Raw genomic sequence first — 16,336 nt, 5'->3', positions numbered from 1 at the left:
CTCCAACAACATAAAACACTGCTAATACCTAAACGATAGAGCCTTAAACGTCAACACATGCGACAGAGTCGTTTTTTGCACTATCCCGTAAACGACCCCAATACTTTTAGAACGAGCATTATTTCTTTTTGGCTTATATCCACATTCTTCAGAACTTATGCTTCCTCCGCTTGTAGTTGTTGGTGTAAAGCTGCACCCGCAATAAAATGTTTCTTTGTTAGTTACCTTCTGGTGCATCTTACCAGGAAACGAGAATTTGAAGATATTGTAGTTGTTCTGCCATATACTGTCTGGTCACCATTTGTAAATCTTTGTGCCCAGCCACCGGCTAAACTTTCCGAAGAAGACCAGTAAAAGTCTCCGGGATTATATGGTGGGTTAGTGGCTATTCCACCAGTAAAAGTAGGACCAAGTGGACCACTGCGTACAGTATTAATTGTGATAGGATAGTTTCCATCATTCGCGTCATTCACTGTCGGTATAGGATGATAGTTATGGTATGGCTCAACTACGTAAGCGTATATTACACTAAGTTCCGATATTGACGGCAAATACCACCCACCACCAGGAATATTATTACACGCCTCAGCCGCAGGGTGTGTCCCAGGCGTATAAGGAGCAGATGTCAATATTGTCGTATTGCCCGGACCATCCTTAGCATTTGCATCTGCCAGACTTACTCCTGAGGATATATTTGGTGTTATAGAATCGGTATTTACATTTTTCCATTGGTAGGTAGTTACTGTTGTAGTGGTTCCATCGGAAGCCTCACACCTTCCGTCTATAATATCCCAGTCCTGACCAAGGTCACAGCGGCGTACAAATATATCTGTTGTAGTTCCAGGTAGGTCACCAGTGTAGAACATTACATGATCTATATCAGTCGGGTCAGATCCGAATAATCTTCCGCAGCCTGAGTTTCTAGGAGTTGATAAATCACCAGAAGGACATTCAGGACGTCCCATTATAGTATTTACCACAGAATCCACCCTACGGGCACAACGTACATAATTGTTCCTGCCGTTAGAATTTAAATCGGTCTTAGTAAACCCGAAACGCCTTCCATCACTTAAACGTTCTGTCCACGCTCCGGAATTAGAAAGTTCAGTTGATGACCAATACCAATCATTTGCGACACTATAACTACTACGGAGGGGGCCGGTAGTTCCCGAATTATTAAGATCCGCATTGTCACCTACTAGTGGTAAAGGATGTTCAGTATCGTCAGTTCCTATTAAATGTGAGTACATTACATCCAACTCAGCTATGGCAGGCAAATACCAGCCAACACCAGGCAGGTTTCGGCATCCTTCAGCAGCCCCGTGTACGCCTGAAGCATCAGCATATAATATTGCCGTATTACCGGGGCCGTCAGTAGTGTTTATATTAGTAACAGGTGTCCCCCATACCATATGTACGGTACCTGAGTTCGTGGCTGAATCTTTCCATTGGTAATTCGTTCTTGTAACTGTAGTTCCGTCAGAACCTTCACATCTGCCATCTACAGGATCCCAGTCCTGACTAAGGTCACAACGGCGAACAAAGAAATCTTCCGAAGTTCCCGGAACATCTCCAGCATAGAACATTACATCATCTATATTATTTATATCACAACCACCCTCTTGTATCATTCTCGCGCATCCCCAGTTACCGCTATTATCGGCAATATCGCCATCAGGACATACAGGTCTTCCCATAACAGTTCCCGTTACGCTGCAAACTTTAGTACAACCAATTCTTTCATTGGACCATGTTCCGTTCAAATTGCAATTTGCGACCGGATATCCTGGCGGCGCTGAGTATCCGATACCGCTACCTTGACAATTTAGCGCTTGTACGTCATTTTCTCCCGCAAATGTTACAGGATAGGTAGCATCGTCATCAGTTGTTATAGTACCATTATAATTAGCGGATGGTATAGCTGGACAGGTAATTCTTGTACAAGGCGTTATAACGGCTCCCCATGTTCCGTCTGCGTTGCATTGTCTTTGCGTGCTACCTGTAACCTCATAACCTGCATTACAATTGGTAGAAGTTGCTATATTACCTGCGGTAGTTACTCCCCAAAAAGCATTTCCGGCCAAGTCATCCGTTGCTTCACATACCCCGCTAACACAATGGTTATTTGATGGTTGCCAGTTGCCGCTTGCGTTACAATATTCATATACAGTCCCACTTGAACCATTAGGGCATTTTACACCGTCTTTTACCCTATATGAACCTACAGGATGCTTCCCATCACACCTAATTGGTTTACAATTATCAATTAAGGTTGTCCATTCTCCGGCGGAACATATTAATTTATGCACTCCTGATTTACCTGAATGGCATGATAAGTCCATTGTGTCTCCATCTGTACATGCGCCCATACCAACATAATTAGGAACGCATGTAGACCCTATTGAAGTAACCTGCCATTGACCATCAATAGTACAGACCTCATTAACATTTCCGGTATAATTAGTTCCGCAATTAATGGAGGAATTTCTAACGTTTCCTATATCCTGTCCGCTGCATTGTACAGGGTTACATTGATTACTGGTGGTCTGCCACTTATTATTTGTACATGTCTGAATTATATAGCCTACTTCTCCAAAACCACATGCCATTGCTCTAGTCTCGCTATCGGTGTCACATGGCTGGTATTCATCTATTGTACAGTCGTTACTTTCTTCAACCCATATACCGTTCTCGTTACATCTTTGAACAATGCCGTTACCATTCATACCATTTATACATGCGTATTTCCTTGTATCACCATAAGAGCCGCCATTACTGCACCTTACTTCTTCACAGACTCTATCTGTAATTTCCCAGATACCTACATTATTTTCGTCAATACTACAAGTTTGTACTATCTTGCCTTCGTAACCTTCAGTACACTTCTCTGATGGACTTGCCAGAACACGAACCAGACCGAGTTGTGTACAAGCCCCTGTCGGGCTGCCAATATCAACATTTTTGATGTTCCTTATAACAAAAATTAAACGGCATGAAGCTGTTTCTTCAGATACGTTATATTCACTACCATTAATACAATTTCCGTCTCCTTCCGCTAGAATGACTCCGGTGTTAGGATTTCCATCATCGACTTTTTCATCTATTGATTTTGCGTCTTCCGCTGTAATTATGGGCAGGTTATCTGTCGTACCGTATCCTGCAATCTCAATAGCTATCGCTTGCTCAGGTACATTACGGGCTACAATAGTACTGGCTACCTTAACTTTATAACCTGCACCCTCTATATCAGCCATAGGAGTGCCTGTACCCGGAACAAGCGCTGATGTTCCATCATAATCTCCTTCTATGAGACCTGACAATGACAAATGATACCATACATTAAGTGCCTCACTTGCTGAATCTATAACACCGTTACCGTTCCCTCGACTTGAGTTATCGGCTCCTAAAGCGGTAACATTGGCAATATCTCCAGGGAGTGAGCCGTATTCTTTTTCAAATTTTTCAATAGCACCGGCAAATTGATCTACGTTTGATATTATTTTGTTTATCTTTGTATTGTTTACGAACTTGTTGTTACCTATAATTGCAACGATAATGATGCCTATCGATACCAGAACTACTGACATTTCAACAAGACTGAAGCCTTTACTATATTTTTTTGTAAAATTCATGTACTCCCCCTTTACAGCACCATAATGGTACTATAAAGTATCAATTATAGCATAAAAGTAAGCTTATAGCCATATGAAACTACTACCCATTTTCGGACATTATGTTAAGAGCATTTAACTACTTGTAAAAATAGTCTTAACGATTTGTCAGCTAAAGTTGGGGCAGTATATTATCACCAATTAAGTGGACAAAAAGCCCTTACGGAAAAACTCCAATACGAACATTCATTGATAGCAAAAAACTAGGATTGGAATCATTATTTACTTAATACCCTCAAATTTTTTAATTCTACTGCGACCTATTTGCGACCTAGAAGAAAAAGGATAACTTGTAAATTACATGTAAGTCATTGAAAATCTTGGTTGCGGGGAGAGGATTTGAACCTCTGACCTTCAGGTTATGAGCCTGACGAGCTACCGGGCTGCTCCACCCCGCGACAAATAAATACAAAGCTAGTTGTATTAAAAAAAACACCAATCTAAGTAATAAAAAAGAACTGATAAAATTGGCTGGAAAGGCTTTATACAAACTTAATGCTCAAAAGGCAAGGTTTTATTTCCGCATTGCAGTTAATAAATTTTTTAATAAAGAACTAAACATCTTTAAAATAAGCAAATTTTGTCTTTTGCTTTAAGTAACTTGATAATTACGCTAAATTTATATATTATTAAATTATTGATAATGTTTGATATTAACGGAGTAATTTCATGATACTTCTTCCTAAAAAACCGTTTACATGGCTTTTAGCGGGAATAATAATATATACTTACGCCAAACATTATCAGTCTACCAAAAATCAGGAGCTTCAAAAAGCAAGTGCAGTTACAAAAAACGAAAATAAAGCAGATAGTAAAATACCTGTAGATATAGGTATCTCTGCCGAAAACAAACAACCCGGCTTAACTGATAAAACAGTAAATTACGTAGTGAAGGAACTAGGCAAAACTCCGACAGGACAGGCAATTTTAAAAGCTATGGCAGAGCAGGAGGCTCAAAAGAAATATAAAGATAAATTAGTATCACTTGAAACGGCACAAGAATATAATAAATTAATAATGTTAGATAAATTATCCGGCAAAGATGATTATGCTATGTGCGGTAGTAAGGTAACCGTACATTTTGATATCAAATCCCAATATAATATTGAGCTTTATAACACAAGAAAAGACGGCAAGCCTGTAAGCATAACGCTCGGTGAAGGGTTGGTAATAAAAGGCATAGAAAACGGTATTTTGGGAATGAAAAAAGGCGGCGTAAGAAAATTAGCGATTCCGCCTCACATGGCATATGCCGACAAAAAATTTCAAAATAATCTGATGGGTGCCGACTATTCGGTAACTTCCGAAGTTGAGCTAATGGAAATAGAGGGCGGTCAGAATTCGCCTGCCGAAGTTACGATTACCGAGTTATCCCAAGGCACGGGCATTGATACCGTACTGTGCAATAGCAAGGTCAATGTTAATTACAAAACCGATTCAGGTGAAAGCGGTACATTCGGTTTTATCCCAAGTAATAAACAAGTTCCGTTTGGAATAGAACACGGTATATTAGGAATGAAGCTACACCAAAAGCGAAAGCTTGAGATACCTTATGAGTTATTGGAAACCGAAAAAGGGTTTAATCTTCAGAATGTAGAATTCAAAAAAGATGAGCCGCTTATAATAGAGGTTGAGGTAATATCAATTACAGAGGCTTCTTAATTTTATTAAGCACACTCATCAAGTGACGTACATTCCTTTTCAAAAAGCAATACGGCAGTTCCAAGCGGAGCGTCAGCGTCCATTTTTATAGGCAATAATTTTTCATCATCGCTTAAATATAATGTAAACACAGGCTCTTCTTTTTGCATACGCTTCAATTCGTTCTGTGTATAACCTTCTATCGGCTTACGCTTGAAGGTCACTTTCACCACTTTATGAGTAGTGCCGCTTATCTTTCTATCAAAACGCCCTTCAATTTTAAAATCCAGATCTGAAAGCCTTCTGCCGTCATACATTTTAATGCTGAAGCTGTTACTTCCTTTTACAAGGCTTTCTTTTACTTTTTGACGTGCCGCCATAAAAGAGGTAAGCGGATCAAATGTATCATGCTTTAATGCATCACTAACAGCCGGTCTTTTTGCTCTGTTCTCAGGCGGTGTAACCTCCTCTTTGGCAACAGTGCCGTCCTTATTGAACTTTATATCGATTTTTCTACCGCCGTTTCGTTGTTGGAATTCGGTATAATAGCTATCGGGTATAAACTCGCCTTCCACATAATGGAATCTGGTTTTAAACACGCTTTCATATTTACTTACTTTTTTTACAATGCCGTATGACTCAATAATAGCATCAAGCCCGTCCTCTTTGACCTGTGCTTTAAGATCGGCAACATGGATTCCGCTCCAATATACTTTATACCACCTTATTGCACTGATATTATCTTCAGGTAAAACACCGGCATAAGCCTTCGGTAAAAGCAGTAATAGTGATAAAAAACATAAAAACGGTTTTTTCATAGAAAATCTCCCAAAATGACACCATACTTATATACTAAGTACTTATATTTGTCAAAGTATTGTTACGATTTTTGATAATGTTTAATAAATATATATTTTATAAAAATTGTACTGAAATATTTAATTTTATGTCATTGGCGAAATTGTTTCGGCACTTATAGAAGCCTCTGCAAAAGGTGGTAAAAGCTCCCTCTCCCAAAGAGAGAAGAGACTAAAATTTCAACTTTACAACCTTTTGCAGAGGCTTCTATAGTAACTTTGAATTTAATTTATGGCATGTTAGTCATTTCAAGAATTTTGATAATAGAACAAAATTATAGTGGAATCAACATTCTAAAAATTAGGAACATGTAAGAGGTGTAATCTCAACAGTTTTGTGGACACTTTAGTACCATTACCGTATTACCTAAAATTAATCTAAACATCTATTTCTGTAACATGTATGATGCTATGCATGCTGGAGCTTCATTAGTTACAAGATAATCACCATCGACCCCTGTTAAACAATTCCCATGAATAGAATTAAAGACTCTAAGACTTTTAAATATACCTTCCACAGGATTGCCATCATCTATTTTATTGTCAATACTATAATACACACGTGGACTTGCCGTTCCATTATAATCATTAAAATAACTGGGATGTCCTGATAAAACAATACTATATTCAAGAGATAGTGCAACTTTGTAACTAAACCCCTCCAACGATGATACCTGATGACGTGAATCTGGTGGAAGAGCGGTGATAGCTGTATTCGTTGCAAGCATGCCCTTGTTTGCGTTTATTTTTAAAGATGGAAATCCTAAACCTAGTTTCCAAGTATTTTCATAATTAGCTTCCACTAAGCCAGCAGCCGACAAATGTTGAAAAAACCTTCTATTTTCAGTATCATTATATGCATTATTTGCATTAGCGCTGATTCTCCCATCACCATTGCCATCATTTTGCAAAGGCCAATAATCTGACGCATTCCTCATATCACCTGGAATTGCATCATACTCTAATTTAAATGTATTATATGCTACATTATATTTCCGCAAGTCTGATATTTGAGAGCGAAGTTTAGCCTGCTCAACAAGAGCTTGTCCACCAACAACTCCTGCAACAATTAGTCCGATTATTACAATGACTATTGATAACTCAATCAGAGTAAAGCCCTTATCAGCTCTCAGGCTAAGGTCTTTGGTCTTTGGTCTTTGGTCTTTGGTCTTTGGTCTTTGGTCTTTCAGATTTGCAAACATGCATGTATTTGTCCTAAAAATCTACTGTTAACAATATAAATATTATTGCATTTAAAGGTTAATATTTCGTTAATCTTTCTTGAGATTGATTTCATCTTTAACGACTCAAAATCCTTTTACATTATTTGTCCGCTAAAGTGTATAAACTACATTAGGGCATAATATATGTTTATCGGATACTCATCGTTTTTTAGTTAATTTCCAGAACTGCTACTTTATTGCGGGCATCAACCTTTGACACCTCCCTTTTTACCATCTTTACATGCTGCGAGTATATGCCCATCTGAACACCCTCCAGCTTATTAACCGCCACGGTTTTTATAGATAACGGATTAATCTGCCTGTCATGTTTCAACACTTCATAATGCAGGTGAGGTCCGGTAGAACGACCTGTAGTACCTACATATCCTATAATCTGCCCCTGCTTTACATTGCCGCCTTTTTTTAATCCTCTTTTAAAACCTTTAAGGTGAGCGTAGGCTGTTGAGTAACCGTTGCCGTGTCCTATCTGTATGTAATTACCGTAACTTCCGTTTTTACCTATTTTTGTCACAACGCCGGAGCCTGCGGCATATATAGGAGTTCCCTGCGGAGCTCCGAAATCAAGCCCTTTATGCATCTTATTATATCCTAAGATAGGGTGTCTTCGTTTTCCGAAACCGGAGGTTATCCTTGCACCGTCAATAGGTGTCCGCAAGAAGGATTTTTCTATTGATTCGCCGTCTTCGTTATAATAACCGTAACTACCGTCTAAAGTCCGGAATCTGTAGATAGGATAGCTTTGCTCATTTAGCTCAAGATTTGCATATAATATTTCACCACTACCTACAACATCACCGGTAGGAGTGACGACTTCTTCATATAAAACGTCAAGAGTATTACCTTTTCTCAGGTCTCTTTGAAAGTCAACATCATAGCTATATTTTTTTACAAATTCATTTCCGATTTCGAAAGGTATCCCTGATTTTTTGGTAGCACCGAAAAATGTTGACTCGATTTGTGCCGAAGCCTTAACCAACCTTTTTGCCGTAGGCACTTCAACTTTCTTGGCATAGAACGAATCCTCACCGGCTCTTCTTACATATACTTTTTCAAGCTTCGAGGGGAAGAAATCAATACCTACCAATACCTTATTAGTTTCACCCTCCGCTTTTAAAGTGCTATATGAAATTTTTATTTTATCTCCTACCCTGATTTTCCCCGGATTATATATATCCTGCATTGCAGAAATAGCATTTGCCGCATCAGTAGAGGATATACCGACCTCTCTTATTATATTTGATAAAGTGTCTCCCTGCTTTACTTCAAACTCGTAGATATTACCATACGATATAACAGGGCAAAAAACTGCACATAAAAAGTTAAAAAAAACTATAAAATATCTGATATTACTTTTTCTCATCTGCTTCTTTCATATGTTTAAGTCCTGCTTTAAGATAGGCATAACCTGTAATAACAGTCAATACTGCAGATACCCAAAGCAGGATTCTTCCTATAAATACAGTCAGATTTATTTCCGTTATTTCTTCCACTTCATCAAAACTCGGCCCTTCAACGCCTAAAAGCAGAAGGAAAATTGCCGTCATCTGCACAGCGGTTTTAACTTTTGCCAGCTTGGTTACAGGCACACTGACATTTATCTCCGCCAAAAACTCCCTTAAACCGGAAACCATTATCTCCCTGCATAATATAGCTACGGCAGGAACAATATCATATCGCCCTATGCCGTCAAAATGCACAAGCATAAGTATTGCGGAGGCAACCAGCAACTTATCGGCTATAGGGTCTAAAAAACGCCCCAGTTTAGATGTGGCTTTTAAAGTTCTTGCCAAATACCCGTCAAAAAAATCCGTTATACTTGCTATTATGAACAATCCGGCTGCTACCCAATGATACATTTTGCCTTCAATAAAGAAAGACGCAACAAGTATCGGGATTATAACAATCCTGAATACGGTCAATATATTAGGTATTTTTTTATTATCCATTACACGGCTTATTATTAGGTACTAAACAATTCAATATAATAACTTAGAAAATATAAGCAACAAAAACAGCTATATGCTAGTTAATTTGGCATAAAGAATTTATTATTTTCGGTGTATGCTTATAAACATTCCGCCGAAAATACTATCTATTTTGTAACCGTCTACGCTCAGCGGCACAAGGCACTGGTGGTATCTGACGATATCACCGTTGATATTCTTGAAACTTCCGTCATCAATTACCGGACGCTTGCTATGGAGGAGATCCATTATCTTGTCTTTTTGCGTCAAAGGACTCTGAGCATCAATATCAATTACTTTAGTAAGGTCGCTGCCATATGAGTTTAATACGTTCTTACCGATAAACTTATAATTATATTTGCCGTTTACGATTCCTTCCACATCTATTAAGAAGCAATTATCAAGCAAAGGCTCAAGATAGGCGGTATCCAGATCGCTTTCTTTAGGAAAATGGTGTAGCCCCTTTATATCATTCCAATGGTCAAGGATAATATTAGTTATCCTCTCATTTTTTAGAAGATCCTCACTTAAATGATTGTCGGACATATCACATTTTTACCTAAAATTAAGTCTATCATTATAATTATTATTAATTAATAAAATGTTAACCGGTCATTTGGCGTAAATGCGTCTTATTAAACGGAGTGTAGTATGGAAATACCTAACAATTTACATTTTGGCTAAAATACTATATACCGCAATGAAAAATATAAGGATAGTATATGGTATTCATGCCCAAATGGCCGCAACCCCTAGGCAGCAAACCGATAGATTTCGGTCTGGAAAGAGTTTTGGAGTTGCTTGAAAAGCTTGGCAACCCACACAAAAAACTACCGCCTGTTATACATTATGCAGGAACGAACGGTAAAGGTTCCACCATAGCCTTTTCAAGGGCGATTCTTGAGGCAGCCGGTTATAAGGTACATGTATATAGCTCGCCCCACCTGTTAAATTTCAACGAGCGTATAACGCTGGCAGGTAATGACATATCAGAGCCTATGCTTGAACAGATAGTTGACTTATGCCGTATAAAGGCTGCCGATATGCGTATAACATTTTTCGAAGGCACTACGGCAATGGCATATCTGGCTTTCTCACAGGTAAAAGCTGATATAGTATTGCTTGAAACCGGCATGGGCGGCAGGCTTGATGCCACCAATGTGATAGACAAGCCCGCATGTACGGTCATAACCCCTATATCACTTGACCACACCGAATATTTAGGTCCTACCATACCTATAATAGCGGGTGAAAAAGCCGGCATCATAAAACAGGGTGTTCCATGCATATCAAGCCTGCAATTTGAAGATGCGCATAATGTTATAGAAGCAAAAGCAGAGGAGCTTAACGCACCTTTATTTTCATTCGGTTATGACTGGATAGCAGAAAAAACCGAAAGCGGAATGGTTTATAAGAGTACCGAAGGTGATATGAAGCTTCCCTCACCCGCACTTATCGGAGACCACCAGATAGTTAACGCCGGCGCTGCAATTGCGGCTTTAAAGCAGTTAAAGGGATTTTCAATATCCGATACGGCATATGCGGAAGGTTTGAAAAAAGTAAAATGGCCGGCACGCATGCAGCAGTTAACATCAGGTAGGTTAATCGACATGTTGCCCCAAGGCTGGGAAATATGGCTCGACGGGGCACATAACAATGCAGGAGCAAACGTGGTTTCATGCATGATAGATGATTGGAAGAACAAACCTACATATCTGGTATGCGGATTCACAAGGGGAAGGAATGCACAAGAAATGCTTTCCCATTTTAAAGGAAAAGTAAAGTTCGTATGCGGCATGCTGGTTCAAACCGAGATAGCAGCTCAGACCGCTCATGTAATTGCCGATGCAGCTAAAAAAGTCGGAATTGATGCAAAAGATTTTGATTCTATCGAGGACGCAATATCCTTTTTACCCACACTTGACCGTACACCGGCCAGAATAATATTCTGCGGTTCGCTTTATCTTGCAAGCGATGCTATGAAGGCAAACAAAAAATGCTAATACGAAAAGTTCAAACCTGATAGTTTTTTTATAATACTTAATTGACATAATCTTGTTTGTGTATAAATATATTGTACAAGTAATTTAATTTAAAAAAATTATATGGAATCAATTGATATAAATCACGTTGCACTTATATGGTTAATATTATCTGCGGTATTTTTCGTTCTTGAGGTTAGTTTGGTTCCGGGTATCGGTTTCTTATTTGCGGGATTAGCAGCAATTACCGTAGGAGGATTGATAAATTTTGATATTATAAATTCAAACTCATATTTTGAACAGTTTGCTTATTTCTTCGGACTTATCTTTGCATGGGCTGCGGTTTTATGGTATCCGCTAAAGAAATTCCGCAGTGAAAGTAAAGGTGATTTTAAAAATATAGTCGGTGATAGTGCTATTGTATCCGGCAAGAATCTGGACAAGAAAAAAGCCGGCAAGGTAAAATGGTCGGGAACAATAATGAATGCAAAGCTTTTCGACGGCGATGAAAAAGAAAGTATAGAAAAAGACGATGAGGTTTACGTTAGGGAAATAAACGGCAATGTTCTTACGGTAACTTCCGATATTAACAATACAAAAACAAACCAAGGAGATGAGTAATGGACGGAACAAGCGGCTTTTTAATGTTTTTAGCTTTTGTATTTTTCCTTCTTGTGTGGAAAGGTGTTAAAGTAGTTCCTCAGCAGCAGGCTTGGGTTATAGAAAACCTCGGGCGTTTCGATAAAATTCTTGAACCGGGACTTAATTTCCTTATACCTTTCTTGCAAAGGGTGGCATATAAACACTCTTTAAAAGAAGATGTTATCGATATACCTCAGCAATCGGCAATTACAAGGGACAACGTAACCTTGGATATTGACGGCGTTCTATATCTTCGTGTAATGGATCCTAAAGCCGCCTCATATGGCGTTAGCGACCCTTATTTTGCACTTGCTCAATTGGCTCAGACAAATATGCGTTCCGAGATAGGTAAAATTACACTTGATAACACTTTTGAAGAGCGTGAGAACCTTAATGCCAAGATAGTGAACTCTATCAATGAGGCAGCCCATGCTTGGGGTATCCAGTGCATGCGTTATGAAATAAAAGATATCAACCCTCCTGCTACCGTCTTACAGGCGATGGAACTTCAGGTGGCGGCAGAAAGGAAAAAAAGAGCCGAAATACTTGACTCCGAAGGGCGTAGAGATGCTCAGATAAACTTAGCTGAAGCCGACAAACGTGATATGGTATTGCAATCCGAAGCATCAATGACCGACCAGATAAACAGGGCAAAGGGTGAGGCAGAGGCAATTATATCGGTAGCCACCGCTACGGCAGAAGGAATCCGAAAAGTTGCCGAGTCTATACAGTCCCAAGGCGGTAGTGATGCGGTATCTTTAAGAATCGCCGAACAGTATATTTTAGCGTTCAAACAACTGGCTAAAGAAAGTAATACGATACTTCTTCCGGCTAATGCTAACGATATCAGCGGTTTAAGCTCAATAGTTGCCCAAAGCGTAAGTATCTTCGATTCAATCCGCAAAACCAACAGCAAGCCTAGCAGCAGTACGTAGAAAAATTATTTGATTAAGATAAAAAAAACCGCTTCGTTAACAAAATTAACAAGCGGTTTTTTTTAAAAGGTTAGAAGTGCTACTTTTAATTTACCATACTGAATAATCCCTTATTTCATGCATTCCAAGATATAGTCCAGAATTTCTTTTTTTGAAGGTGTGTAATTATTTTCCTCCCAAAATTCTTCCGCAATAAATAGCATCTTACCTATTTGCCTTCCTTCCCTTATGCCAAGCTTTTTTATATCATTGCCTCTTAGCGGAAATTCGGGTACTTGCCATTTCTGTTCGATTGCGATTAGCTTTTCCATATCTTTTTCCAAAATATCTTTACGGCTCCACGCAAGCAAAACTATATCTTTATAAATATCGCCGCCTAATTTTCTGATAGCCCTTTTTTGCAATCCGATATCACTATTAAAATCTATTTTTACACTAGGGAACAAAACTGTCGATAAGTAATTTTTATTTTTATTGGAAAGCTTCCATTTTTCACTTAAAGATGTAACACTTTGTTTGTTGTATCGACTTATAAGACCGGCAAGCTTTAACAAAACATTGTCACTGAGCTTGGATATTTCGCCAAATGCCTTAAGGTCAATATCACTTACGAAGATATTATCGGTGATTTTTTTATCAACCATAATTTTTAAAACTTCTACAGCTTCTTTGGCAGCCATTAATTTGAACATTTCCGACTGTATCCTCTCGCCTGAAAGTTCCGGTATTTTATCAGCAAATTTTTCACATGCCTCCAAAGCATTAGCGTCCATTCTCCCTTTGCCGTAATAGGCATAAAACCTGAAAAATCGCAATATCCGTAATATGTCTTCACTGACACGTTTCTCAGCGTTACCGACAAATTTAACCACGCCGTTTTTTAGGTCTTCCCTGCCGCCGAAATAGTCATATATATTGCCTTCAATATCCATAAACATGGCATTTATGGTAAAGTCACGCCTTGCAGCATCTTCTTCCCAGCTATCGGTATATTCAACTTCAGCATGTCTTCCGTCACAAGCCATATCTTTGCGTAAGGTCGTTATTTCGTATGTTGTGTTATTTAAAACGGCTGTTACCGTACCATGTTTTATACCGGTCGGGATAACACGGATATTTTTTTTGCTTAATTTATCAGTGGTTATATCAGGTGTATAAAGGCAGGCAATATCAATATCAGTTATATTGATATCGAGTAATTTATTCCTGACACATCCACCTACAAAGCGGGCTTTATTATCCAGACAATAAAATATTTTTTTTGTATCAGGATTAATTATCTCTAACACTTTCACTTAACCCCTAGCAATCTGCATACTGCAATAGTCGGATTTGCCCTGTTCAGGGTATAAAAATGAAATTCGTTGATTCCTTCCTGCATTAACAGCCTGCATTGCTCTGCTGCAACTGCAACAGATGCCATATCGCAAATTTCAGGACTTTGGTCAGCACCACTGAATATATCGAACATCCATTCAGGAATATTTGCACCGCATCTTTTACTGAACGATATTAGCTGCTCAAATCCGTTCATCAACACCACTCCCGGAACTATTGGGGCATCTATCCCTATCGCCCTAGCCTTATCTATAAATCGTAATACCTTATCGGTATCAAAGCAATATTGCGTAATGGCTCTTTTAGCACCTGCGTCTATTTTTCTTTTTAGATGCTCAAGGTCAAAAACGGCATCGGGAGCCTGTGGGTGTACTTCAGGATATGCCGCAACAGAAATGTCAAAATCCCCTAACTCCACCAATCCTTTAACAAGGTTATCGGCATATGCGTAACCTTCAACGCTCGGCTCATAAATCCCTGTTCCACCGGGAACATCTCCCCTCAACGCAACTATCTTATTTACACCGATATCAAGGTAACTTTTTGCGACATTATTTATCTCGTCACGGGTTGCATTTACGCATGTTAGGTGGGCGGCAGGTTTTATAGATGTATTTTCCTTGATATACTTAACTATCTCATATGTTTTTTCCTGTGTGGAACCTCCTGCACCATAGGTAACCGAACAATATGCAGGCGATAATTTTTCCAGCAATGATATATTTTCTTTTAGTTTCTCAACACCGTTATCGGTACGTGGCGGAAAGAACTCGAAAGAAACCTTTGGCGGCTGATTAGAGATAGAATCTTTTATTTGCTCTAATTTTTTAGATAATAACATATGCAATCTTTTTTAAAATATTCTCTTGTGAAGTTATATACTTTAGGCAAATAGTTACGCAAGGAATTTAAGTAAAAATATGATATAATTATTGAAAACGGGAAATACTATAGAAGCCTCTGCAAAAGTCAAAAAACTACTCTCCCCTTGAGGGAGAGTTAAAAACACGAAAGTGTTTTTGTGAGGGGCAAAAACTCTCAAGCATTTGTTATACCTGCATGTATTACCCCCTCTCCACCCCACCCGCACACGAGAGAGGGAATAAAAAGAACTAAGATTTGAACTTTACAACTTTTTGCAGAGATTTCTATAATACCCGAGATATACAACACCTTGTTTGTTAATAAATTAACTTTTTATCTTGTAACAAACTTTTTTCTGTTATAAAAATAACTATTGAATGTTTAATAATTAAAGATAGAAAAAATGCCTGATTCCAATAGTCCCAGCCCGTACCAAAAAGAAGTAATCTCAGAAACGATTGAATATTTGAATGATAATACGGACACTCAGGAGCTTTCACAAAAGCTTAACAACAATACACCCTTATCTAATGAAGACCCGTTAAGATTCATTGTAGGAATGTTTCGTGACACATCAATGGGACGTTTAAAGGATTTAGGAAACGCATCTGATACCGCATTACGCAATGAAATTATCGGTCAGCTTACCGACCGTTTCAAAACAGATGAGAATCCCGAACCTTTTTCTTCAGTTAATCTAGACATTGCAAATGCCGGTGAACACGTAAGAAGGCAGTTACGAAGAACCAGAGCAGTTCTTCTGATATAGTAAGAAATTTCTAGGCAACTACTTACGCCAGTTTACATACTTTACTAACGGCAGCGTTAAGTACTATTGGCTTGAACGGTTTGGTTATCCAGCCTGATGCTCCGGCTTCCCTGCCTTTTTGCTTGGCATTTTCGCCTGCTTCGGTTGTCAATACCAGTATAGGTATATCTTTACAGCCGCCTTCATTGCGTAAATACCTTATAAGCTCTATACCGTCCATGTTAGGCATATTGATATCGGTAACTACCAGATCGAACTTATCTTTTCCCACAGCTTCAACCGCCTGTTCACCATCATAAGCGACAACCGTATCAAATCCTTTTTCTTTTAAGGTAAGGCTTACCATTTCGCACATTGTTTTTGAATCATCGACTACAAGTGCTTTCATCTTCTTATACCTTATATAGATTAGCTGACATTTGTAAGATA

General features: G+C 38.7%; 14 protein-coding genes and 1 tRNA gene. 5 read left to right on the top strand and 10 right to left on the bottom strand.

What is annotated here, in order from left to right:
• Positions 1–221 precede the first annotated feature (221 nt).
• Positions 222–3,632, bottom strand: a complete 3,411-nt coding sequence (locus tag O2942_09020; protein ID MDA0782389.1) for a hypothetical protein — start codon at positions 3,630–3,632, stop codon at positions 222–224.
• A gap of 360 nt (positions 3,633–3,992) precedes the next feature.
• A tRNA-Met gene (locus tag O2942_09015) sits at positions 3,993–4,069 on the bottom strand.
• 271 nt (positions 4,070–4,340) lie between these two features.
• On the opposite strand from O2942_09015, the gene O2942_09010 reads away from it, so the two are divergent.
• Entirely contained in the window at positions 4,341–5,333 is a 993-nt protein-coding gene (locus O2942_09010) for an FKBP-type peptidyl-prolyl cis-trans isomerase (protein MDA0782388.1), read from the top strand.
• A gap of 5 nt (positions 5,334–5,338) precedes the next feature.
• Here the strand turns inward: O2942_09010 and O2942_09005 are convergent, their stop codons facing one another.
• The 5 genes from O2942_09005 to O2942_08985 all read right to left on the bottom strand — a co-directional run bounded on the left by O2942_09005 (position 5,339) and on the right by O2942_08985 (position 9,923).
• Positions 5,339–6,130, bottom strand: coding sequence for a DUF3108 domain-containing protein (locus tag O2942_09005; protein ID MDA0782387.1), 792 nt, complete (start codon positions 6,128–6,130; stop codon positions 5,339–5,341).
• A 425-nt stretch (positions 6,131–6,555) separates the two neighbouring features.
• Positions 6,556–7,371 (bottom strand): prepilin-type N-terminal cleavage/methylation domain-containing protein, encoded by an 816-nt coding sequence (locus tag O2942_09000; protein MDA0782386.1) that lies wholly within the window; start codon positions 7,369–7,371, stop codon positions 6,556–6,558.
• 190 nt (positions 7,372–7,561) lie between these two features.
• Positions 7,562–8,773: a peptidoglycan DD-metalloendopeptidase family protein gene (locus tag O2942_08995; protein MDA0782385.1), complete on the bottom strand. Its 1,212-nt coding sequence runs from the start codon at positions 8,771–8,773 to the stop codon at positions 7,562–7,564.
• Entirely contained in the window at positions 8,760–9,359 is a 600-nt protein-coding gene (gene pgsA / locus O2942_08990; protein ID MDA0782384.1) for a CDP-diacylglycerol--glycerol-3-phosphate 3-phosphatidyltransferase, read from the bottom strand. Before pgsA ends, O2942_08995 begins: the two co-directional genes overlap by 14 nt.
• 102 nt (positions 9,360–9,461) lie before the next feature.
• Positions 9,462–9,923 (bottom strand): PAS domain-containing protein, encoded by a 462-nt coding sequence (locus O2942_08985; GenBank protein MDA0782383.1) that lies wholly within the window; start codon positions 9,921–9,923, stop codon positions 9,462–9,464.
• Between the two features lie 176 nt (positions 9,924–10,099).
• Here O2942_08985 and O2942_08980 point away from each other — a divergent pair, with 176 nt between their 5' ends.
• The 3 genes from O2942_08980 to O2942_08970 all read left to right on the top strand — a co-directional run bounded on the left by O2942_08980 (position 10,100) and on the right by O2942_08970 (position 12,936).
• Complete coding sequence (locus O2942_08980; GenBank protein ID MDA0782382.1) at positions 10,100–11,380, top strand: bifunctional folylpolyglutamate synthase/dihydrofolate synthase; 1,281 nt, start codon at positions 10,100–10,102, stop codon at positions 11,378–11,380.
• A gap of 102 nt (positions 11,381–11,482) precedes the next feature.
• The gene (locus tag O2942_08975; protein ID MDA0782381.1) at positions 11,483–11,980 is read left to right on the top strand and encodes a hypothetical protein; all 498 of its coding nucleotides are present in this window, start codon (positions 11,483–11,485) and stop codon (positions 11,978–11,980) included.
• Positions 11,980–12,936 (top strand): paraslipin, encoded by a 957-nt coding sequence (locus O2942_08970; protein MDA0782380.1) that lies wholly within the window; start codon positions 11,980–11,982, stop codon positions 12,934–12,936. The genes O2942_08975 and O2942_08970 overlap by 1 nt, the downstream gene beginning before the upstream one ends.
• Before the next feature lie 110 nt (positions 12,937–13,046).
• On the opposite strand, the gene O2942_08965 is transcribed toward O2942_08970, so the two are convergent.
• Positions 13,047–14,231 (bottom strand): CCA tRNA nucleotidyltransferase, encoded by a 1,185-nt coding sequence (locus O2942_08965; protein ID MDA0782379.1) that lies wholly within the window; start codon positions 14,229–14,231, stop codon positions 13,047–13,049.
• Entirely contained in the window at positions 14,228–15,115 is an 888-nt protein-coding gene (gene metF, locus O2942_08960) for a methylenetetrahydrofolate reductase [NAD(P)H] (protein MDA0782378.1), read from the bottom strand. Before metF ends, O2942_08965 begins: the two co-directional genes overlap by 4 nt.
• A gap of 426 nt (positions 15,116–15,541) precedes the next feature.
• Here metF and O2942_08955 point away from each other — a divergent pair, with 426 nt between their 5' ends.
• The gene (locus O2942_08955) at positions 15,542–15,907 is read left to right on the top strand and encodes a hypothetical protein (GenBank protein MDA0782377.1); all 366 of its coding nucleotides are present in this window, start codon (positions 15,542–15,544) and stop codon (positions 15,905–15,907) included.
• A gap of 22 nt (positions 15,908–15,929) precedes the next feature.
• On the opposite strand, the gene O2942_08950 is transcribed toward O2942_08955, so the two are convergent.
• Complete coding sequence (locus tag O2942_08950; protein MDA0782376.1) at positions 15,930–16,295, bottom strand: response regulator; 366 nt, start codon at positions 16,293–16,295, stop codon at positions 15,930–15,932.
• Positions 16,296–16,336: the final 41 nt, after the last annotated feature.

This window comes from Pseudomonadota bacterium, from assembly GCA_027620075.1.
Taxonomy (GTDB): Bacteria; Pseudomonadota; Alphaproteobacteria; order Rickettsiales; family UBA6187; genus 1-14-0-20-39-49.
This window is presented reverse-complemented; position numbering and strand designations above follow the sequence as displayed.